General features: G+C 73.5%; 21 protein-coding genes. 8 read left to right on the top strand and 13 right to left on the bottom strand.

Annotated elements, in window-relative coordinates; all coding sequences use genetic code 11:
- Nucleotides 1-153: 153 nt before the first annotated feature.
- Together ACIOGZ_RS05255 and ACIOGZ_RS05250 are read left to right on the top strand one after the other, a co-directional pair.
- Nucleotides 154-783, top strand: a complete 630-nt coding sequence (locus tag ACIOGZ_RS05255) for a CBS domain-containing protein (protein WP_363582613.1) — start codon at nucleotides 154-156, stop codon at nucleotides 781-783.
- A gap of 174 nt (nucleotides 784-957) precedes the next feature.
- The gene (locus ACIOGZ_RS05250) at nucleotides 958-1608 is read left to right on the top strand and encodes a beta-glucanase (RefSeq protein ID WP_363582615.1); all 651 of its coding nucleotides are present in this window, start codon (nucleotides 958-960) and stop codon (nucleotides 1606-1608) included.
- A 10-nt stretch (nucleotides 1609-1618) separates the two neighbouring features.
- Here ACIOGZ_RS05250 and ACIOGZ_RS05245 read toward each other — a convergent pair whose 3' ends face one another.
- Nucleotides 1619-1990, bottom strand: a complete 372-nt coding sequence (locus ACIOGZ_RS05245; RefSeq protein WP_363582617.1) for a hypothetical protein — start codon at nucleotides 1988-1990, stop codon at nucleotides 1619-1621.
- 156 nt (nucleotides 1991-2146) lie between these two features.
- Here ACIOGZ_RS05245 and ACIOGZ_RS05240 point away from each other — a divergent pair, with 156 nt between their 5' ends.
- Nucleotides 2147-2488 (top strand): SHOCT domain-containing protein, encoded by a 342-nt coding sequence (locus tag ACIOGZ_RS05240; RefSeq protein ID WP_363582619.1) that lies wholly within the window; start codon nucleotides 2147-2149, stop codon nucleotides 2486-2488.
- Between the two features lie 119 nt (nucleotides 2489-2607).
- Here the strand turns inward: ACIOGZ_RS05240 and ACIOGZ_RS05235 are convergent, their stop codons facing one another.
- Nucleotides 2608-3018: an organic hydroperoxide resistance protein gene (locus ACIOGZ_RS05235; protein WP_363582621.1), complete on the bottom strand. Its 411-nt coding sequence runs from the start codon at nucleotides 3016-3018 to the stop codon at nucleotides 2608-2610.
- A 117-nt stretch (nucleotides 3019-3135) separates the two neighbouring features.
- Between ACIOGZ_RS05235 and ACIOGZ_RS05230 the strand changes: the two genes are divergently transcribed.
- The 3 genes from ACIOGZ_RS05230 (at nucleotide 3136) to ACIOGZ_RS05220 (ending at nucleotide 5124) form a co-directional block, all read left to right on the top strand.
- Nucleotides 3136-3609 (top strand): MarR family winged helix-turn-helix transcriptional regulator, encoded by a 474-nt coding sequence (locus ACIOGZ_RS05230; RefSeq protein WP_400984953.1) that lies wholly within the window; start codon nucleotides 3136-3138, stop codon nucleotides 3607-3609.
- 256 nt (nucleotides 3610-3865) lie between these two features.
- Nucleotides 3866-4438 (top strand): RNA polymerase sigma factor, encoded by a 573-nt coding sequence (locus tag ACIOGZ_RS05225; protein WP_063350704.1) that lies wholly within the window; start codon nucleotides 3866-3868, stop codon nucleotides 4436-4438.
- The gene (locus tag ACIOGZ_RS05220) at nucleotides 4435-5124 is read left to right on the top strand and encodes a hypothetical protein (protein WP_400805759.1); all 690 of its coding nucleotides are present in this window, start codon (nucleotides 4435-4437) and stop codon (nucleotides 5122-5124) included. Before ACIOGZ_RS05225 ends, ACIOGZ_RS05220 begins: the two co-directional genes overlap by 4 nt.
- Nucleotides 5125-5231: 107 nt before the next feature.
- Here ACIOGZ_RS05220 and ACIOGZ_RS05215 read toward each other — a convergent pair whose 3' ends face one another.
- The 5 genes from ACIOGZ_RS05215 to ACIOGZ_RS05195 form a co-directional block, all read right to left on the bottom strand.
- Complete coding sequence (locus ACIOGZ_RS05215) at nucleotides 5232-5900, bottom strand: GAP family protein (protein WP_400984950.1); 669 nt, start codon at nucleotides 5898-5900, stop codon at nucleotides 5232-5234.
- A 296-nt stretch (nucleotides 5901-6196) separates the two neighbouring features.
- The gene (gene argG, locus ACIOGZ_RS05210; protein WP_063350707.1) at nucleotides 6197-7621 is read right to left on the bottom strand and encodes an argininosuccinate synthase; all 1425 of its coding nucleotides are present in this window, start codon (nucleotides 7619-7621) and stop codon (nucleotides 6197-6199) included.
- Nucleotides 7622-7859: 238 nt separating this feature from the next.
- Nucleotides 7860-8390, bottom strand: coding sequence for a hypothetical protein (locus ACIOGZ_RS05205; RefSeq protein ID WP_363582629.1), 531 nt, complete (start codon nucleotides 8388-8390; stop codon nucleotides 7860-7862).
- A gap of 75 nt (nucleotides 8391-8465) precedes the next feature.
- Complete coding sequence (locus ACIOGZ_RS05200; protein WP_363582631.1) at nucleotides 8466-9074, bottom strand: rhomboid-like protein; 609 nt, start codon at nucleotides 9072-9074, stop codon at nucleotides 8466-8468.
- Nucleotides 9075-9220: 146 nt separating this feature from the next.
- On the bottom strand, nucleotides 9221-9676 hold the full coding sequence (locus ACIOGZ_RS05195; RefSeq protein WP_400805756.1) for a hypothetical protein: 456 nt from the start codon (nucleotides 9674-9676) through the stop codon (nucleotides 9221-9223).
- Here ACIOGZ_RS05195 and ACIOGZ_RS05190 point away from each other — a divergent pair.
- A complete protein-coding gene (locus ACIOGZ_RS05190) occupies nucleotides 9663-10370 on the top strand; it encodes a rhomboid-like protein (RefSeq protein WP_400984948.1) in 708 nt (235 codons plus the stop codon). The genes ACIOGZ_RS05195 and ACIOGZ_RS05190 overlap by 14 nt on opposite strands.
- A gap of 67 nt (nucleotides 10371-10437) precedes the next feature.
- On the opposite strand, the gene ACIOGZ_RS05185 is transcribed toward ACIOGZ_RS05190, so the two are convergent.
- Together ACIOGZ_RS05185 and ACIOGZ_RS05180 are read right to left on the bottom strand one after the other, a co-directional pair.
- Nucleotides 10438-11328, bottom strand: a complete 891-nt coding sequence (locus tag ACIOGZ_RS05185; protein ID WP_363582637.1) for a YhjD/YihY/BrkB family envelope integrity protein — start codon at nucleotides 11326-11328, stop codon at nucleotides 10438-10440.
- Nucleotides 11329-11508: 180 nt separating this feature from the next.
- A complete protein-coding gene (locus ACIOGZ_RS05180) occupies nucleotides 11509-11838 on the bottom strand; it encodes a hypothetical protein (RefSeq protein ID WP_363617109.1) in 330 nt (109 codons plus the stop codon).
- A gap of 261 nt (nucleotides 11839-12099) precedes the next feature.
- Between ACIOGZ_RS05180 and ACIOGZ_RS05175 the strand changes: the two genes are divergently transcribed.
- On the top strand, nucleotides 12100-13707 hold the full coding sequence (locus tag ACIOGZ_RS05175; RefSeq protein WP_400984947.1) for a YDG/SRA domain-containing protein: 1608 nt from the start codon (nucleotides 12100-12102) through the stop codon (nucleotides 13705-13707).
- Between the two features lie 155 nt (nucleotides 13708-13862).
- Here the strand turns inward: ACIOGZ_RS05175 and ACIOGZ_RS05170 are convergent, their stop codons facing one another.
- From ACIOGZ_RS05170 to ACIOGZ_RS05155, 4 genes are all read right to left on the bottom strand, one after another.
- Entirely contained in the window at nucleotides 13863-14243 is a 381-nt protein-coding gene (locus tag ACIOGZ_RS05170) for a VOC family protein (RefSeq protein WP_363582641.1), read from the bottom strand.
- A gap of 274 nt (nucleotides 14244-14517) precedes the next feature.
- Complete coding sequence (locus ACIOGZ_RS05165; RefSeq protein WP_400984945.1) at nucleotides 14518-15471, bottom strand: STM4011 family radical SAM protein; 954 nt, start codon at nucleotides 15469-15471, stop codon at nucleotides 14518-14520.
- Nucleotides 15468-16799: an STM4012 family radical SAM protein gene (locus tag ACIOGZ_RS05160; protein WP_400984943.1), complete on the bottom strand. Its 1332-nt coding sequence runs from the start codon at nucleotides 16797-16799 to the stop codon at nucleotides 15468-15470. Before ACIOGZ_RS05160 ends, ACIOGZ_RS05165 begins: the two co-directional genes overlap by 4 nt.
- Entirely contained in the window at nucleotides 16796-17728 is a 933-nt protein-coding gene (locus ACIOGZ_RS05155) for an STM4013/SEN3800 family hydrolase (protein WP_400985119.1), read from the bottom strand. The genes ACIOGZ_RS05160 and ACIOGZ_RS05155 overlap by 4 nt, the downstream gene beginning before the upstream one ends.
- Between the last annotated feature and the right edge of the window lie 4 nt (nucleotides 17729-17732).

Here is a 17732-nt window from a genome sequence, read left to right as displayed (position 1 = left end):
GCCCAAGGTCCCACCCGTTCAGCCCCTTGGCCCCTGGCGGCCCGTGCCACCGGGCGCGATGCTGCCGGTACCGGTCGGGACGATCCGCGCCCGGCCGCAAGAGTGTCGTGGACGAGGTGAACCGGCGTGCGGCATGCCACCGTCGAATCTGTGATGACCAGCCCCGTGGTCCGGGTTGCGCCCGAGACCGGCTTCCGGGAGATCGTCGCGCTGCTGACCGAGTACGACATCACCGGGGTGCCGGTGGTGGACGCGGAGGGGCGGCCGCTCGGGATCGTCTCCGAGGCCGACCTGCTGCGCACGCTGGCCGCGCAGGAGGATCCGGGCGCTCTGTTGCCAGCCCCCGAGGCGGCGCAGGCCGGCCCGGGCGGTGCCGTGACCGCGGCCGACCTGATGACCGGGCAGCCGGTCTGCACGACCCCCGGGACCAGCGTGGTCGCGGCGGCCCGGTTGATGAGCCGGCACGGGCTGAAGCGGCTGCCGGTGCTGGACGAGGACGGGCGGGTGACCGGCATGGTCAGCCGCGGGGACCTGCTGCGGGTCTTCCTACGCGAGGACGTGGTGATCCGGCGGGAGATCGTCGAGGAGGTGCTCGGCCGGATCGACGGGGTGAGCCCGGCGGAGATCGGCGTCGAGGTCGATCAGGGCCGGGTGGTGCTCAGCGGTACGGTGCCCGAGCCGTACCTGGTCCCGATCGTGCTCAACCTGTGCCGCTCGGTCGACGGCGTGGTCTCGGTCACCGACCGGCTCGGTGCGGGCGGGACGGCCGCTCCGGTGGGCTGATCCGTCGATCCGTCGATCCGTCGATCCGTCGATCCCGAGATCCTGCGATCCGACCGCTGCGCGCTGCTCCGGCCCGGGCGTTCCGCTCCGCATACTGCGGAGCGTATCGGGTAACTCACCCTGTGTGCCTGGCGGGTCGAACTGCCGGGGCGCCGGAGCACAGGGGAGGCGGCCGTGGCGGTCGTGTTCGACGCGGACTTCACTTCGGCCAGACAGTGGACCGCCGGGCGCAGCAGTGCCTACCCCCGGATGGGGCCGACCAACCGGAGCGACCACAAGCTCGACTATCTCGGCCGCGGCTACTGCCCGGGCGGCGTGTTCAGCGCCACCCGGCGGCTCGTCGGCGGGCTCTGGACGTGCAACCTGCTCACCACCGAGGGCAGTCCGGACGGCTTCCAGGCCCGCACCGGCGACCAACTGTCGGCACGCATCACGCTGCCCGTCGGGCTGGGTGCCTGGCCGGCCGTCTGGACCTGGCGGGGCGGCGGCAACGAGGTCGACCTCTTCGAGTACCACCCCGACCATCCGGACCTGTTGGAGTTCTCCAACCACGTCCGGGGCGGGTACCGGTACTGGCACGGCGCCGGCTCGGGGATCGCACCCGGGGCGACCTTCGACCTGCGGGTCGTGCTCGGCGCGAACTCGGTGGACTGGTACGTCGGGGACGAGCTGGTCTACGCGGACCTGCACGGGGTCGGTCCCGCCTGGCAGGCGTACCTGATCGTCAACCTGTCGGTCGCGGACGGCACGTACCACGACCGGCCGCCGCTGCAGGGGCCGGACCGGCTCAGCTGGGTCTGCCACAGCCTTCAGGTCGAGCGCTGAGCGTCCCGTCTCACGGGGCGAAGGTGGCGGTGACCGGGCCGCGCGGGCCGGAGCGCTGGAACCAGACCGTCCGGCGGTGCGCACCGATGTGCGCGGGGTGGGCCACGTACAGGTCGTCGCGCGGGGCGCGTTCGTTGCCGGGGGCCAGGGCCGCGTCCACGGCGCGTGCGGCGATGGCGCGCAACAGGGCGGTGGCGGTCGCTTCGGCCGCGGGCGGTGCGATGGCGAGCACGGTGAGTTCGGCCCAGAGCGCGGTGGAGACGTAGCTGATCGGGGAGTGGCCGAGCGCGGGGTGGGGGCGGTGGTCCCCGTGGCGCCGCAGCACCCCGGCCGCGACGAGCTGCTCGGGCGAGCGGTCGTCGGCCGGCGGGTGGTGGTTCATGGGCGGCAACGCTACCCCGGTGGGCCGGGCGCTGAGCGCCGGAACGTTTTCTCAGGCTTTCTTCAGGGCGCTTCGGTCCGGTGCGGGCGCACGATGGTGGTGAGGCGCTGGTCACCTCGGCGGGCCCCGGCTACGGGGCCGGAGGAGGAGGTCCCGATGAGGTACTGGCACGGACACGGCCACGTTCTGGGTGGCTGGGGCATCGGCGTGATGGCGATCTTGACTCTGCTGGTCCTGCTGGTCCTGGTGCTCGCCGCCATCGCCCTGTTCCGGTACGTGTCGCGGTCGCGCCGGCCGCTGCCGCACGGCCCGGCGGGTCCGGGTGCGGCGGCTTCGGGTGCGGCGGGGCCGGGGTGGGGCGCGCCGCACGGCGCGGTGGCCGGGCCGACGCCCGAGCAACTGCTCGCGGAGCGGTTCGCGCGTGGCGAGATCGACACCGAGGAGTACCGGCACAGGCTCGACACGCTGCGCTCGGTGAACGGGCCGGGTGACGGCTGAGCCGGGGCGCGGGCGGGCCCGCCACACGGTGGTACGTGTGGCGGGCCCGTCTGTGGTGGCGGCCTGGCCGGCGTTTGCGTAGCCCGTTCGGCCTACTCGGCGTGCGTGGCCTGCTGGGCCTATTCGACGACCAGCTCGACCGGGATGTTGCCGCGGGTGGCGCGCGAGTACGGGCAGACGTCGTGCGCCTGCTTGACCAGCTGCTCGCCGGTCCCGTCCGCGAGCGCCTCGGGCAGTTCGACGCGCAGCACGACGGCCAGGCCGAAACCGGCGCCGTCCTTGCCGATGGACACCTCGGCGGTGACCGAGACCTCGCTGGTGTCGACCCGGGCCTGGCGGCCGACCAGGCCGAGGGCGCTGGCGAAGCAGGCCGCGTAGCCGGCCGCGAACAGCTGCTCCGGGTTGGTGCCCTGGCCGCTGCCGCCGAGAGCGGGCGGCATCGCCAGCGCGAGGTCCAGCTGCCCGTCGGAGCTGACGGCGCGGCCCTCCCGGCCGTTGGCGGTGGCGGCTGCGGTGTAGAGCGCGTCCATGGTCGGTTCCCTTCGTGTGTTCCGGCGGCCGCCCGGGCCGCCCTCTGGAGATAAGTAGAGCACGCAATTCAATTGCGCACAACTAAATGGCGTGAGGGTGATCGGTACCATGGAGCCATGACCACGCTCCCCGGCATGGCGGACGAGGAACTGCTCCGCCTCGACCAGCAGATCTGCTTCTCGCTGAACGCGGCCTCCCGCGCCTTCGGCGGCGTCTACCGGGTGCTGCTGCGCGACCTCGGGCTCACCTACCCCCAGTACCTCGTCCTGCTCGTGCTCTGGGAGGACGGCGACCTGCCCGTCAAGCGGATCGGCGAGCGCCTGCGGCTCGACTCCGGCACGCTCTCCCCGCTGCTCAAGCGGCTGGAGGCGGCCGGACTGGTACGGCGCGAGCGCAGCCCGGAGGACGAGCGGTCGGTCACCGTCAGCCTCACCGCCGAGGGCTCCGCCCTGCGTGAGCGGGCCGGACAGGTGCCGCGCCGGCTGTTCGACGCGACCGGGCTGCCGGTCGAGGACCTGGCCGCGCTGCGCGTACTGCTGGAGCGGGTGACCGCCGCGCTCGACTCGGCGGTGGTGGAGCCGGCGTCGTAGTCGCGGCATTCGCCCTGTCAAGTCGGACGGCCCGCAGCCTGTGACGTGGGTCACGTGCGCCTGGGTCCCGGGCTCCTGTCGGGGCCGAACCGGCAGGTCAGCGCCGGTGTTCGAAAGTGAACGGAAACGGTCGCCAATTGTCCGCCCGATCCGGTCAACAACCCGGGCCGCCCGGACGGTTACACCACGAGCCCCCAGGGGCCGTCGGCGTGCCACCCGGTGGGCCGGCCAGCTGACCCACGAAAGGGGGGCGCGTGTGCTGAACACCCCCGGGCCGGGCGAGAAGCGGGACCTGCGGGCGGACCCGCTCGGCGCGCTGCCGGCCGACTTCGAGGCCTTCTTCACCCGCGAGCACCCGGGCTACCTCCGGTACGCCCAGCAGCGCCTGCGACATCGCGAGGACGCGCAGGACGCCGTCCAGAACGCGGGCGCCACGCTCTACAAGAACTGGCGCCGCGCCCTGGCCAGCGCCGACCCGCAGGCCTTCGCCTTCAAGATCGTCAAGGACGCGGTGGTGGACCTCCTGCGCGAGCGCCGCCGCGCCGAACGCAAACGGCTGCGCGTCATCGCGCAGCGCCGGCCCGACACCAGCCAGGACGAACTGGACCAGCTCGCCGAACTCGATGCGCTGGACTGGGCGATGGAGGAACTCGCGCGCGCCGCCCCGGTCCAGGCCGACGTCGTCCGGCTGCGCCAGGCGGGCCTGTCCTACCCGGACATCGGCCGCAGCCTCGGCATCGCGCACACCACCGCCCGCACCTACTACAGCCTCGGGCGACGCCACCTGGAGTACCTGCTGGAGCAGCCGGACGACGGGCAGGCGCCGTGAAGGTCACCGAACTGCTGCGGGCGGACGCCGCCCTGCTGGAACGCGAGTTCCGCGACCACGACCCGGCCGCCTTCACCCGTCGGCTGGCCGAGCGGCTCGCCGCCGCCCGCCGGCCCGCGCCGCCCGCCCGCGAACGCCCGGCCCGCCCGCCCGCGAACGCCCGGCCGCCGCACGCCTTCGGCGAACCCCCGTGGGCCGGCGGCCGGACGGAGCTCCGACGCGACCTGCGGCACCTGTGCGCCACCGTGGCGGGCGCGGTGGAACCGGGCGAACTGGCGCTGGACCTCGAACTCGCCGAGAAGACGGCCTTCCGCACCCTCGGCTGCCTGCTCTACGGGATGGGCCGCACCGCGGACGGCGTCTTCTGGTGGCGGATCGCGACGCAGTACGGCGACCGGCTGGCCGTGCACTGCCTGGCCGTCCACTACGCGGCCGAGGGCGAGACCCGGGACGCGGCCCGCTGGGCCGCCCAGGCCGAGGACCTCAGCGCCCCCGGCCACCTGCCCGCCCTGGCCCCGGACGCCGGGCCGGGCGGTGCCGCGCAGCTGGCGCGGGAGCTGGCCGAGCGCTACGACGGCGAGATCCTGCTGACGCTCAGGGACGTGCTGGCGGTGCGCCCGGGGACGGACGGCGGACGGCTGGGCCTGCGGTCGGTGCGGGGGAGAGGGGTGGTGCGCATCCGGTGAGCCGGGCGCTGGTGGGTGGAGGGCTGTGGTGGTGTGGGGCCCGGCGGCTCTGACAGCGGGCCGGCCGCCGAGGGGCGGCTCACGCGAGCCCGGTGATGAGGGAGGGCTCACGCGAGCCCGGTGATGGCGTCGCCGACGTACTCGGCCCCGATCACGGCCAGCACGGTGGTCGTGATCGCCGTGCTGTGGGTGGCCAGCCAGGCCTTCCACTCCCCGAGGGTCCGCGCCGAGCGGTCCCCGCGGAGCAGGTGGACCCCGAGCGGAAGCAGCGTGCACAGCGAGCCGATCAGCACCATCAGCGCGGCGGCCACCACCGTGCCGCCGATCCCGGCCGTACTGGCGGCGATCGAGGCCGCGCCGCCGACGGCCAGTGCCAGGTTCTTCGGGCCGGTCGTGACCAGGGCCACCGCGAGACCGGCCGACCGGCCCGCGCTGAAGCGGCCCACCTCCCGCATCCACCTCGGCGGCGCGGTGACGCGCCCCGCGCGGGGCCGGTCGCGCCACCGCTTCCAGGTCATCAGGACGAACAGGACGCCCAGCGCGAGCTCCAGCCAGTACGGCCAGTCCGGCCGGCCGCCACCCGAACCCAGTGCTCTGCCCGCCGCCACCACGACCGCCACCACCGCCGCCAGGCCGGCCGCCCAGCCGGCCGCGAAGGCGAGCCCGATGGTCCGCCCGCGCGGTGCGGCCAGCATCAGGACCACCGCGACCAGCGCCGGCGGGCTGATCGCGATGCCCACCGCCGACGCCAGCATCGAACCGACCGCCTCGCCCATCCCGCTCCCGCCTCCTCGCCGTCGCCCGGGCTCGCCCGGCGGGGCCGCCGTCCGGGCCCGCCTCCGGTGGAGCCGCTGCCCGGGGCGTCCGGTGAAGCCGTCGCCCGGGCCCTGCTCCCGCCGGGCACACGTCTGCCCCATTCAGCTACGCCCGGGGCCGCCGTGCACGGCCGGGGCCGCTGTGCGGGTGAGGCCCGGAGGGCTCAGGCCCGGAACGGCCGCAGCTCGCCCGGAACCGCCGAGGGCCGCCGCACCGGTGTGGTGCGGCGGCCCTCGGACGTGGTCACGGCAGCGGATCAGTCGTTGCCCGACTCGATCGCAGCGCTGTCGAGCGCGGTGGACTTGGCCGCCAGCGCCTCGGCGTCGGGGCCGGCGGCGGCGATCGGTGCCGCCCCGCCGGGCGCCAGCTCGCCGATCAGGCCGCTCCACGGCGCCAGCTGGCCGTGCACCGCGTACTGCTCCAGCTTGCTGCGCGAGTCGGCGATGTCGAGGTTGCGCATGGTCAGCTGGCCGATGCGGTCGTCCGGGACGAACGCGGCGTCGACGCTGCGCTCCATGGACAGCTTCTCGGGGTGGTAGCTGAGGTTCGGGCCCTGGGTGTCGAGCACCGAGTAGTCCTGGCCGCGGCGCAGTCGCAGCGTGACGCTGCCGGTGACCGGCTGGCCGACCCAGCGCTGGAGGCTGTCGCGGAGCATCAGCGACTGCGGGTCGAACCAGCGGCCCTCGTACAGCAGCCGCCCGAGCCGACGGCCCTGGGTGTGGTAGGTGGCGACGGTGTCCTCGTTGTGGATCGCGTTGAGCAGCCGCTCGTAGGCGGTGTGCAGCAGCGCCATGCCGGGGGCCTCGTAGATGCCGCGACTCTTGGCCTCGATGATGCGGTTCTCGATCTGGTCCGACATGCCCAGGCCGTGGCGCCCGCCGATCCGGTTGGCCTCGTGCACCAGCTCGACGGCGTCGGCGAACGCCCGGCCGTTGATGCGGACCGGACGGCCGAACTCGAACTCGATCGTCACGTCCTCGGTCTGGATCTCGACCGCCGGGTCCCAGAAGGCCACGCCCATGATCGGGCTGACGATCTCCATCGAGGTGTCCAGGTACTCCAGCCGCTTGGCCTCGTGGGTGGCGCCCCAGATGTTGGCGTCGGTGGAGTAGGCCTTCTCGGCGGAGTCGCGGTACGGCAGGTCGCGCTCGGAGAGCCAGGCGGACATCTCCTTGCGGCCGCCGAGTTCGGTGACGAACCGCTGGTCCAGCCACGGCTTGTAGATCCGCAGGCTGGGGTTGGCGAGCAGGCCGTAGCGGTAGAACCGCTCGATGTCGTTGCCCTTGTAGGTGGAGCCGTCGCCCCAGATGGAGACCTCGTCCTCGCGCATCGCGCGGACCAGCAGGGTGCCGGTCACGGCGCGGCCGAGCGGGGTGGTGTTGAAGTACGTCTGCCCGGCGGAGCGGATGTGGAAGGCACCGCAGGCGAGGGCGGCCAGGCCCTCCTCGACCAGCGCCGCCCGGCAGTCGACCAGCCGGGCCTGCTCGGCGCCGTAGGCGCGACCGCGGGCCGGGACGTCGGCGAGGTTCGGCTCGTCGTACTGGCCGATGTCGGCCGTGTAGGCGTAGGGGACGGCGCCGTGCTCGCGCATCCACGCGACGGCGACGGAGGTGTCCAATCCACCGGAGAATGCGATGCCGATCCGTTCACCGACCGGCAGCTTGCTCAAGACCTTCGACATGCATGCACCCTTGACCCGCGAGGCGCGGGCTCCTGACTTAGCGACGTGTGAGGGGATTCGGCGTATCCGATGCCCGCACTCTGGCATAGGTTTGCAGAGTATCGCAAGAGCATACGATCGGCTCGGCGAGGGGTGGCCGCTCCTGTTGCCGCCCCTCGCCGTGGCCGATCGGTGGTCGCCTGGCCTCAACCCGGCTTTCTCCCAGGCGCGTTGGGTGGCCGGACGCCGGGGAGAGGAGTCAGGAGGCGCTGTCGGCGTCCGGCCCCTGGGCGCGCAGGCGGCGGACGTTCTCCAGCGACTCGCGCAGTTCGGTGAGCCAGGTGTCGGAGTGGCGCTGCACCAGGCGGACGCACCAGGCGAGCGCCTCGCTGCGGCTGCGGGCGACTCCCGCCTCCACCAGGGTGTCGAGCACCTGCCGTTCGGGCTGGCGCAGCCGGGTCATGACGGGGGCGGAGACGGTGGTGAACATGCCCCTCAGGTCGCCGCACTCGGCGCCCCAGGAGACCTTGCGGCCGTAGCGGCGCTCGGCCTCCCGGGCGACGGCGATCCGGGCGTCCCTGGTCCGGTCGCGGAACTCGGCGATCCGGCCCTCGGACGCCGCTTCGCGCTCGGCGTCCGAGGCCGTCCGGTCGAGGGTGGGCTCGGTGATGCGGCCGACGACGGTGATCTCCTCGCGGTCCGCGGTGATCTCGACGAGATCGGTGAACAGGTCGGCGGGGAGGCGGCCGGTGAACCACCCCCGGAGCTCTTCGGGTGAGGTTGTAATCATGTAATCAGCATTACTCGGGGTGGGGGTGATCGCAAGACCCCGGGGAGGAGCGCCGGGGGGAGTGTCGGAGGGCCGTCAGCGTGCGGCGGAGACCGGCATCCGGGCCCGGGCCCGGATGCGCAGCCAGGGCGTCCGGGCGGCCAGTGCGCCGAGGCCTAGCGCCACCAGGTGCCCGGCGTCGGCCAGTTGCTGGTCCAGCGCCCAGGTCACGGCCAGCCCCAGCCCGAGCGCGGGCAGCCCGAACCGGCGCAGCGGGGCCGGGCCCAGGGCCAGCAGGCAGCCGGCGGTGCCGACCAGCCCGTAGCTGATCCCGACGTCACGCGCCCGGGACAGCGCCCCCGGGATCCGGGCGGTGAGCATCACCCACATGGCGCCCTCGGTGAGCAGGGTGGCGCCCAGGTGGCCGAAGACGAAGACCGCGCCGGCCCGGGCCGGGCCCCAGCGCCACTCGGCCAGGCCCAGCACCACGGCCACCGCCGCGATGCCCGCCCAGGCGGGCACCCCGTCGACCACCAGCCCGCTGGTGAACATCGTCCACCACTTGCCGACCTCCATGTGGTGGACGTTGCTGCTGTTGTGCCGGACGAACCGGGCCCGGGCGCCGTGGCTCTGGCCGGCCAGCCAGCAGGCCGTCGCGGTCAGCAGCAGCACGTACACCGTGGTCAGCCGCAGTCGGTCCGCCACGCGCAGCGCCGGGTGCCGAGCTCCGGGACCGGCGTCGATACCCGCAGGTGCGGTCGTCGTGCCGCGCTCGCTCATCGTGCCCGTCGCCCTCGCTGTGCGGTCCCGGTGGTGCCGCCCGGCAGCCCCCGGCGGCCCGTTCCGGGCGGTCAGAGCGCCAGCGTACGCCAGCCCCGGGTGATCTCCTCGCGGACCGAACTCGCGTTCGGTGCCGGGACGCCCGGGGCCGGAGCGGCCGTCAGCAGCTCCAGCAGCGCCGCGCCGTCCGCCGGGCGCCCGGCCGGGTCGGCGTTCAGCGCGCGGACCACCACGGCGGCCGGCGCCGGGTCCAGGGCGTGGACGGCGGCCGGCGCGGCGGGCTCGGGCCCGGTGTCCACGATCCGCCGGATCACCGCGCCCGTGCTGGTCGCCGCGAATGGGCTGGCGCCGTGCGCCGGGTCGGCCTGGGTCGGGACGTGCGCCGGGGGTTGCTGGGCCCCGGCGGCCGGTGCGTAGACCGTCCGCGAGACCCGGTCACTCGAAGGGCGCACCGCGTAGACGCGCCGGGGGCCGCCCCGGGTGAGGGTGAAGGGAACCGTCGAGGAGGCGCCGATGACCGGTGGCACCACCAACGCGCCCGGACACCGGCGCCCCTGGTGGGCACGCCTCGCGCACGCGGTCCGGACCTACGTCCGCCGGGCCCCGGGCACCTACGTCTGGCTGGCGATCCTGCTCGCCACCACACAGGTGATCCGCCACGTCGACAGCGCGACCGCCGACCGGATCCTGGAACGGCGCTCGACCAACCTGCACCACCTCCAGGTCTCACCGGTGCGCGTGCTGATCACCAGTGCGCTGTGGATCGCGGGCGGCGGCTGGCTGAGCTACTTCCTGCTCTACAACCTCTTCCACGTACCCGCCGAACGCTGGCTCGGCACCCTGCGCTGGATCTCGGTGGCGATGATCGCGCACGTCGGCGCGACCTACCTCAGCGAGGGCCTGCTCGGGTGGGCGATCCACCGCGGCATCGCCCCGCCGAGGGCCGTCTACACCCTCGACTACGGCGTCAGCTACGCGCTCGCCGGGGTGGTCGCGGTGCTCACCTACCTGATCGTGCGGCCCTGGCGGTACCTGTACGTGGCCGTTGTGCTGGTCTTCTACGGCCTGGGCGTCGCGCAGAGCCGGGACTACACCAGCATCGGCCACTTCAGCGCCGTGCTGATCGGCCTGGCCTGCTACCCGCTGACCCGGGACCGCCCGGGCTCCTGGGACCCGGTTGCCACGGGCCGGCTCGTCCGACGGCGGCTGCGCCGGCGTTGACGGTGGTGGTGGTGGTGGCGGCGGTGGTGCTTGGTGGCTGCTCCGTGGTGGTGGCGGCGTCGACGGATCAGCCGGTGCGCGGGGGGTCCGGGGCGGGCGTGCCCAGGTAGACGTTCAGCGGGGGCCCCTGGGCCAGCACCGCCCCCGCCGTGACGGAGAAGGTGACGGCGGCGCAGAGCGCGATCAGCCAGGACAGCAGTATCAGCACCAGCCCCAGCGAACCGTACTGGGCCAGACTGCGGTTCAGCGCGCCCGGCATGTAGACCCGGGCGGTCAGTGACATCGCGGTGGCCGCGGCGGCCGTCAGCAGCGCGCCGGGCAGCAGCGGCAGCCAGCCGACCCGGGCGCTCAACAGCAGGTGGGTGGTCCACCACCAGACCACCAAGGACGCCGCGAAGGTGAGCGGCAGGCCCAGCCAGAAGCCGACACCGAAACCGTCCCGCAGCGAGCCCTGGAAGAGCAGCACCGTCAGCCAGGCCACGATCCACAGCAGCCACCGCCAGGCCGCCGCCCGGGTACCGGCCTTCGGCAGCCGCCAGGCGTGCTCGCAGACCCGGGCCACCGCGCGGCTGCAACTGGTCGCTGACAGCAGTGCCATCAGCACGCCGATGATTCCGGTGGTGCCTCGCAGGTCCCCGGTGCCGTACAGCGCCTGGCGCAGCTCCTGATCCGAGGCGCCGGAGACGCCGAACAGCGCGCGGAGCGAGGCCACCAGCTGGTCCCGCACATCGGGCGGGGCGAACGCGGCCACCGCGAACAGCAGTGGTACGGAGGTCAGGAAGATCTGGGAGGCCATCCGGGTGGCGGCGTCCAGCAGTCCGGGGGAGAGCAGCCGGGCCGTCAGCTCGGTGATCACCGGGAAGCGCCGCTCGGCCTCGACCCGTGCCCGCTCCCACTGCCCGCGGCCCCGGGCCAGCCGCTCCCCCCAACGGCCGGCGGCCTCCCTCACCGACCTCATCCCTCGGTCCTCCCGCAGCGGGGCAACGATCCGCCCCAGTCAAGGCCAGCCCGGCCCGTCCCGCCACCGGAGGTGTCCGTCCGCAGGCGGGTGGGCGGCGTCGGGCGGCGGCATCGGGTGTGGGGATCGGGGACGGGGATCGGGGACGGGGAACGGGTGTGGTGTGGTGTGGTCGTGGGTCTACCGTCGGGGCGGCGGGCTCATGGGGCTCGTGGGACTCCGCCCGATGAGCGTGTTGAGCACGTTGAGGGCCGCCTTCTTGCGCTGGGCCTTGCGCGACCAGACCGCCGGGCAGACGACCCCGAAGAAGAACAGCAGCACCACGACGAGGCTCGGGGTCGCCGAGATGATCGCGATGGTGTTGTTGCTCTGGAATCCGGCCGCGACCGGGCCTGCGCCGGTCGCGGCGACTCCGGCCGGAGCGAGCCAGCGGGGGCCCGGTGCGGGCGGTGCGGTGCCCGTGGCCTGGACGCTTCCGCCCGACGCGGGAATCCCCGTACCCTCGTGCATGTAGTTCTCCGGGTGTTGATGGGGCTACGAGTGATGACGGCTTCCTGTTGACGCAGGGAGCCGTCGCTCCGTTGTGGGGCGTACGGCTCGTACCGACAGTGGCTACGATGACAGAGCCGTGGAAGGCCAAAAAACCGCAGAAAACATCGCGGGACTTGAGAAAGTTGATTTTGGTCCAGGTCAGAGGCGCACTGGCGTCATCGATGTGACTCACATCACAGGAAATGGGAGAGGAACTGTGAGGAATCTCACGGTGGGGATATGGCGCGCAGGCTCCCGCTGAGTGGAACGGGCCCGCTGGTCTCCTTCGCCCGCGAGCTCCGCGAACTCAAGGAACGCTCCCGGGGCACGGTCGAGACGGTCGTCGCGCGAGGCGCCTCGCGGACGGCGGTCTACGCCGCCCTGAACGGATCCCGCCTGCCGAGCGCCAAGAACCTGGACGCCATGGTCGAGGCGTGGGGCAGCGGCAGCGAGCTCGAACGGCGGCAGTGGCACGACCGGCGACGTTCCGCCGAGGAAGGCCTCGCGGAGGCGGCCCGGCGGCAGGGCGCGGCGACGGCCGGCCGCACACCCGAGGAGGAGGACTTCACTCGCGCGCTGCGCGGACTGTGGAGCAAGGTCGGCGACCCGTCGACCGAACGGGTGGCGCGCCACTGCGACCTGAGCGCGCGAACCCTCGACTCCTACCTGGACGGACGGACCATTCCGACGGAGTCGCGGCTTCGCGAACTCTTCGACGGGCTGTCCGCGCTGCGCGCCGATGACAGCGCCTGGCTGGCGGCCACCCGGGACACCTTCATCGGGGAGGTGCTCTTCCGCGCCCAGACGGCGCGGCAGGAGGAGCGGGCGAGGGTCAGGGAACTGGCCACGGCCCTCCCGGAAGGGCAGGCTCCCGTCGAGTTCGGCCCGTTCCCCGACGGCATCGGGCCGGTGCCGGGCGTACGACTGGGCCAGGAGTTCGACAACCGGCGGACGCTCTCGCTGGCCGGTGTGCACCGGCCGCTCCAGGCCGGTATCTGCGGTCTGCGAGAGCTCGGCGCGGAATCGATCGTGGTCTCCGGTGGGTACGAGGAGGGCGAGGACCTCGGTGATGTGATCCTCTACACCGGGGAGGGCGGGCGAAGCCCGCAGACGGGGCAGCCGGCCCGGAACCAGCAGCTGACGCGCGGCAACGCGGCCCTGGCGACGAGCGCGGCGACCGGGGCCCCGGTTCGCGTGGTCCGGGGAGTCACCACCGCGACCCGCTCCTTCTACCGCTACGACGGGCTCTTCCGGGTCGAGGACCTCTGGTCCGAGACCTCCTCCGACGGTTTCCTCGTGTGGCGGTTCCGCCTGGTCGCCCTTCCCCCGGCCGAACAGGCTGCGGCAGTCGCCCGGGTATCGGATCGGGTGACGGCTCAGGTAGCGGCTCCGGTGACGGATCGGGTATCGGATCGGGTGACGGCTCCGACGGATGAGGACGGCCGGGAGACGGGGCCGGTCCGATCCGCGACATCGATCGAGCGCGTCGTCCGGAACACCGCGATCGCCACCCACGTGAAACGTGCGCACGACTACACCTGTCAGGTGTGCGGTGTCCGCATGGTGGTCCCGGGCGGCGCCTACGCCGAGGCCGCACACATCACACCCCTGGGGAGACCGCACCACGGGTCGGACACCGTCGACAACGTTCTCTGCCTGTGTGCCAACCACCACGTGCTGTTCGACTTCGGCATGCTGATCGTCAACGACGACCTCACGGTGGTGAGCCGCGACGACAGCTCCGTGCTGGGCCGGCTGCGAGAGGCGGCGGATCACGTCGTCGACCGGAAGCGCCTCGCGGAGCACCGGCTGCGGCACGGGGTTCCCCGGCACGAGGGCATGCGCTGACCCCTGTCCGGGCCGGGCAGGAGCAGAACCGGTTGTGCTGGCCCAGCCGTTGCGGGTGGGGGCCGGTCGTCCGGCGGTCGCGAGGCTGCTGCCCCGCCCGCTCGTGGTGAGCGGGCGGGGCAGCGGATTCGGCCCGGGGGGGATGGGGGGTTGCGCTACCGGCTGACGGACTGGGCCAGGCAGAGGATGTTGCCCTCGCTGTCCTTGAACCAGGCGGCGCGGAGGTTGTCGCGTTCGGCGATGCCGTTGACGGTCTTCAGCCCGGGGAAGTCGTACTCCTCGAACGTGATGCCGCGCTCACGCAGGGCCGACATCGCGCCGTCGAGGTCGGCGACCTTGAAGCTGGCGAGGGTGTGGGCGGCCTGTCCGCCGCTGGGGGTGTGGTAGATCGTGAACTGGGTGCCGCCGCAGTCGCAGACCAGTTCCTCGTCGGTCTCCTCGGCGAGCTTGAGGCCGAGGGTGTCGGTGTAGAAACTCCTCGCGCGGGCGAGGTCGGCGGCGGGGATGACGGCCTGCAGTGGTGCGTCTCCAAGCATGGTGCTTCGCCTCCTCCTGCTTCCAGGCTAGGGACGTTGGCGGGCGGGCGCCCACGGGGGCGGGGGCGGCGATGGGAAGTGGTGGGCGGCGGCGGGGCGGGCTGGAGCCGGCGGAGCCGGGGCGTGTGCGGGCGGTCGCCGGGTGTCGCCGCGCTCGGAGAGGTGCGGTCGAGCGGGACGAGCGGGGCGCGGAGGGTTCTGCACGGTCGTTCGTGTGCTTTCGCGGGTGGCGGCCCCGTTCGGCGATCGGGTTGTCGCGTCCCGCCGCCCGGTCTCAGCCGCGTTGTGGCCAGTCGTGTGGCACCCGCTCCAGCACGCCGGCGCCGAACAGCTCGTACAGCGGCAGGGTCTCCAGGTGGACGTAGCCGATGTGGCAGTCGCAGACCGGCAACGGGCAGCCGCGCGCCCGCAGCTGGGTGCGGTAGGAGCCGTCGTACAGGTTGCCGAGGACGTCCCGGACGAAGTGGCAGCGGCGGACGGTGCCGTCGCCGTCCACGGAGAGCACGGACTCGCCGGTTCGGCAGGGGCGGTCGGCGCTGGGGTGGGCGTGCCGGCTGTAGCCGAAGTGCGGGTCGACGGCCGCCCAGTCTGCGGCCTCGGCGTCGGTGTAGGTGCGGCCCTCGGCGGCGTTGACCCAGAGGTAGACGCCTGCGGCGAGTTCGGCGCGCAGCCGGCGGGCCTCGGCCAGGTGCTCGGGCTGGCCGACCACGCCGACGCTGTAGCGCACGCCCATGGCGTCCAGCTCCCGGCACTTGGCGAGGAAACGCTCCCGGGTGACCTGGCCGGGGTGGTACGTCACCCAGAGCGCGAGGGTGTCGGGATCGGCGTCGGCGAGCCAGTCGGTCCGGCAGCTGAGGTTGGTCTGGATCGCCACCCGGCGTACGTGCGGGAGCCGACTCAGCTCGACCAGCGCCCGTCGGTACCAGGACCGCACCAGGCCCTCGCCCCAGGGCGTGAACAGCAGGGCGAGGGTGTCACCGCTGCCCGCCCGGCCGGCCGCCCAGCCGGTGAACCGCTCCAAGGCCGCGCGGTCGGCGCGCAGTTGATCGGGTGTGTCGCGGCGCTTGGCGAACGGGCAGTAGGGGCAGTCGTAGTCGCAGGAGGCGAGCGGGCCACGGTAGAGCAGGGTGAGGTCGCGCCCGCGGTCGGCCGCGTCGGTCGGTGCGCTCTCGGCGCTCGGTGTGCGCGGTGCGGGCGGGGTGGTGGACGGCAGGCCGAGGAAGGTCATTTCGCCTCGTAGGCCGTCATCAGGGCCCGGACCTCGGGCGAGAACAGCATCGGCCCGGCCGCGTCCGAGTGCGCCAGGCCCTCCGGGCTGAGCACCAGGCGGTCCCGGTCATCGGCGAGCCAGCCGCGCGCGGTGAACTCGGCCAGTTCCGCCGGGAAGTCGGCGGCCGGTGTGCTGCCGAACCGGGCCCGGTAGTCGGCCAACGGCATGCCCTCGGCTTGGAGCAGCGACTGCACCAGGTGCCGCCGGCGTGGTTCCCCGCCGCTCATCCGGTGCCCCACCTCGGCGTGGTGGAAGTCCTCGGTGGCGACGAAGTCGTCGATGATTCCGCGCACCTCGGTGGCGTTCACCGCGTAGTCGAAGGAGTAGTGCAGCCGCGAGGTGTAGGAGCGGGCGCCGCAGCCCAGGCCGACCATGCCGTCCGTCTGGCAGGCGTACTCGCTCGCCCCGGCCTGCGGGGAAGCGGCGCGGCGGAACATCCGCATCGACACCTGCTGATAGCCCTGGGCCAGCAGGTGGTCGCGGCCGGTGCGGTAGAGCGCGAGCCGGCGGGTGTCCCAGGCGGAGTGGCTCTCCTGCTCGCCTCGCCGGGCCAGGCCGGTGAGCGGGCGCACGTAGAGCGGGTAGAGGTACAGCTCCTCGGGCTGCCAGGCGAGCGCGGCGTCCAGCGAGTGCAGCCAACTGGCCTCGGACTGGCCGTCGATGCCGTAGATGAGGTCGATGTTGAGCACCGGGAACCCGGCGGCACGGATCCGGTCGAGGGCGGCCTCCACCTCGGCCCGCTTCTGCGGGCGCACGGCGGAGCGGGCCTCGGCGTCGACGAAGGACTGTACGCCCAGGCTCAGCCGGGTGGTGCCCCGGGCGGCCAGGACCTCCAGCCGGTCGGCGGTAGAGGTGGCGGGGGAGGCCTCCACCGAGAGCGGTATCGCCCGCAGGTCGGCGCCCATCCGCCGCTCGGCGATGTCGCACAGCCGCTCCAGCTCGCGGGCCGTCAGGTAGGTGGGTGTGCCGCCGCCGAAGGCGGCCAGCGCGAAGCGCGCGCCTTCGTCCAGCGCGGTGCGGACGGCCACCGCCTGGCGCTCCAGGGCGTCCAGGTACGCGGTGGTCAGGCCCTCGGGGCTGCCGATCCTGGTGAACAGGTTGCAGAAGCCGCAGCGGACCTCGCAGAACGGGATGTGCAGGTAGAGCGAGAGCGCGTCCTGCGCCTCGCCGGCCCACAGCTCGCGCAGCCCCGGGCGCTCGGGCAGCGGGCGGTAGGCGGTCTTGTGCGGGTAGGCGTAGACGTAGGACTGGTAGGGCGAGTCGGGGCGCGGGGGTGCGGTGGTCATGCGCGCTCCTCGGTGGTGGTGGTGGCGGTGGTGGCGGTGGCAGGGACGGCAGCGGCGGCTGGGCTGGCCGCAGGAGCTGCGGGGGCGGCGGGGTCGGCGGGGGCGGCGGGGTCGGCATCGGGGACGGCCGCGGGGATGGTGAAGTGGGCGTACGGGACGGTCCAGACCACCTCGTGGCCGATCCGGTGCCCGGTGTAGCCGTCCTCGCCGTACGCCGTGCCGTGGTCGGAGCAGACGATCGCGAAGCAGGGGCGGCGGGAGCTCATCGCCGCGAAGAGCCGGCAGATGTGGGCGTCCACGTACTCCAGGGCGGCGGCGTGGCTGGCCCGGGAGTCGCCGTGCTCACGGGTGGCGCCGGGCAGGTGGAACCAGTTGGGCTGGTGCAGCGCCGAGACGTTCAGGAACAGGAACAGCGGTTGCCCGACGGGCTGTTCGGCGGCGACCCGCTCCGCCCGGGCGACCTGCTCCTCGAAGGACGTCGGGGACGGCACGCCCATCCCGGGATTCCAGTGGCTCTCCTGGAACAGGCCGGGCAGTACCGAGCCGAGCGGGCCCTGCTTGTTGAAGAAGCCCACGCCGCCGATGCAGACCGTCCGGTACCCGGCGGCGGCGAGGGCGGTCGGCAGATCCGGTGCGTCGAACACCCAGGTGCGCGGGGCGGTGCTCTCGGAGCCGGCGAAGCGGGCCGCGAACAGGCGCGGGTGGGGGCCGTCGGGGGAGGCCGGGGTGGGCAGGAAACCGGCCAGGATCGCCTGGTGGGAGGCGTAGGTGAAGCTGCCGGGCGCGTGCCGGCGCTCCCAGCGGCCGCCGGGGAGGAAGGCGGCGAGGTGCGGGATCCGGCCTGCGGCGGCCAGCTCCTCGGCGACGTCGAAGCGGAGCGTGTCGAGCGTGACGAGCAGCAGGTCGTGCGTGCCGACGACCGCGTTCATGTCG

Origin of the sequence: Kitasatospora sp. NPDC088160 (assembly GCF_044741445.1) — a bacterium.
Classification (GTDB): Bacteria; Actinomycetota; Actinomycetes; order Streptomycetales; family Streptomycetaceae; genus Kitasatospora.
Note: the sequence above shows the minus strand (reverse complement) of the source record. Positions and strands in the feature narration are given on the sequence as shown.

What these genes read in the sequence shown, in the direction of transcription:
- ACIOGZ_RS05205 (WP_363582629.1), bottom strand. Translation starts at nt 8,390, where the DNA reads ATGATTACAACCTCACCCGAAGAGCTCCGGGGGTGGTTCACCGGCCGC.
- ACIOGZ_RS05175 (WP_400984947.1), top strand. Translation starts at nt 12,100, where the DNA reads ATGGCGCGCAGGCTCCCGCTGAGTGGAACGGGCCCGCTGGTCTCCTTC.
- ACIOGZ_RS05165 (WP_400984945.1), bottom strand. Translation starts at nt 15,471, where the DNA reads ATGACCTTCCTCGGCCTGCCGTCCACCACCCCGCCCGCACCGCGCACA.
- ACIOGZ_RS05230 (WP_400984953.1), top strand. Translation starts at nt 3,136, where the DNA reads ATGACCACGCTCCCCGGCATGGCGGACGAGGAACTGCTCCGCCTCGAC.
- ACIOGZ_RS05180 (WP_363617109.1), bottom strand. Translation starts at nt 11,838, where the DNA reads ATGCACGAGGGTACGGGGATTCCCGCGTCGGGCGGAAGCGTCCAGGCC.
- ACIOGZ_RS05190 (WP_400984948.1), top strand. Translation starts at nt 9,663, where the DNA reads ATGACCGGTGGCACCACCAACGCGCCCGGACACCGGCGCCCCTGGTGG.
- ACIOGZ_RS05255 (WP_363582613.1), top strand. Translation starts at nt 154, where the DNA reads ATGACCAGCCCCGTGGTCCGGGTTGCGCCCGAGACCGGCTTCCGGGAG.
- argG (WP_063350707.1), bottom strand. Translation starts at nt 7,621, where the DNA reads ATGTCGAAGGTCTTGAGCAAGCTGCCGGTCGGTGAACGGATCGGCATC.
- ACIOGZ_RS05240 (WP_363582619.1), top strand. Translation starts at nt 2,147, where the DNA reads ATGAGGTACTGGCACGGACACGGCCACGTTCTGGGTGGCTGGGGCATC.
- ACIOGZ_RS05245 (WP_363582617.1), bottom strand. Translation starts at nt 1,990, where the DNA reads ATGAACCACCACCCGCCGGCCGACGACCGCTCGCCCGAGCAGCTCGTC.
- ACIOGZ_RS05235 (WP_363582621.1), bottom strand. Translation starts at nt 3,018, where the DNA reads ATGGACGCGCTCTACACCGCAGCCGCCACCGCCAACGGCCGGGAGGGC.
- ACIOGZ_RS05160 (WP_400984943.1), bottom strand. Translation starts at nt 16,799, where the DNA reads ATGACCACCGCACCCCCGCGCCCCGACTCGCCCTACCAGTCCTACGTC.
- ACIOGZ_RS05215 (WP_400984950.1), bottom strand. Translation starts at nt 5,900, where the DNA reads ATGGGCGAGGCGGTCGGTTCGATGCTGGCGTCGGCGGTGGGCATCGCG.
- ACIOGZ_RS05155 (WP_400985119.1), bottom strand. Translation starts at nt 17,728, where the DNA reads ATGAACGCGGTCGTCGGCACGCACGACCTGCTGCTCGTCACGCTCGAC.
- ACIOGZ_RS05170 (WP_363582641.1), bottom strand. Translation starts at nt 14,243, where the DNA reads ATGCTTGGAGACGCACCACTGCAGGCCGTCATCCCCGCCGCCGACCTC.
- ACIOGZ_RS05185 (WP_363582637.1), bottom strand. Translation starts at nt 11,328, where the DNA reads ATGAGGTCGGTGAGGGAGGCCGCCGGCCGTTGGGGGGAGCGGCTGGCC.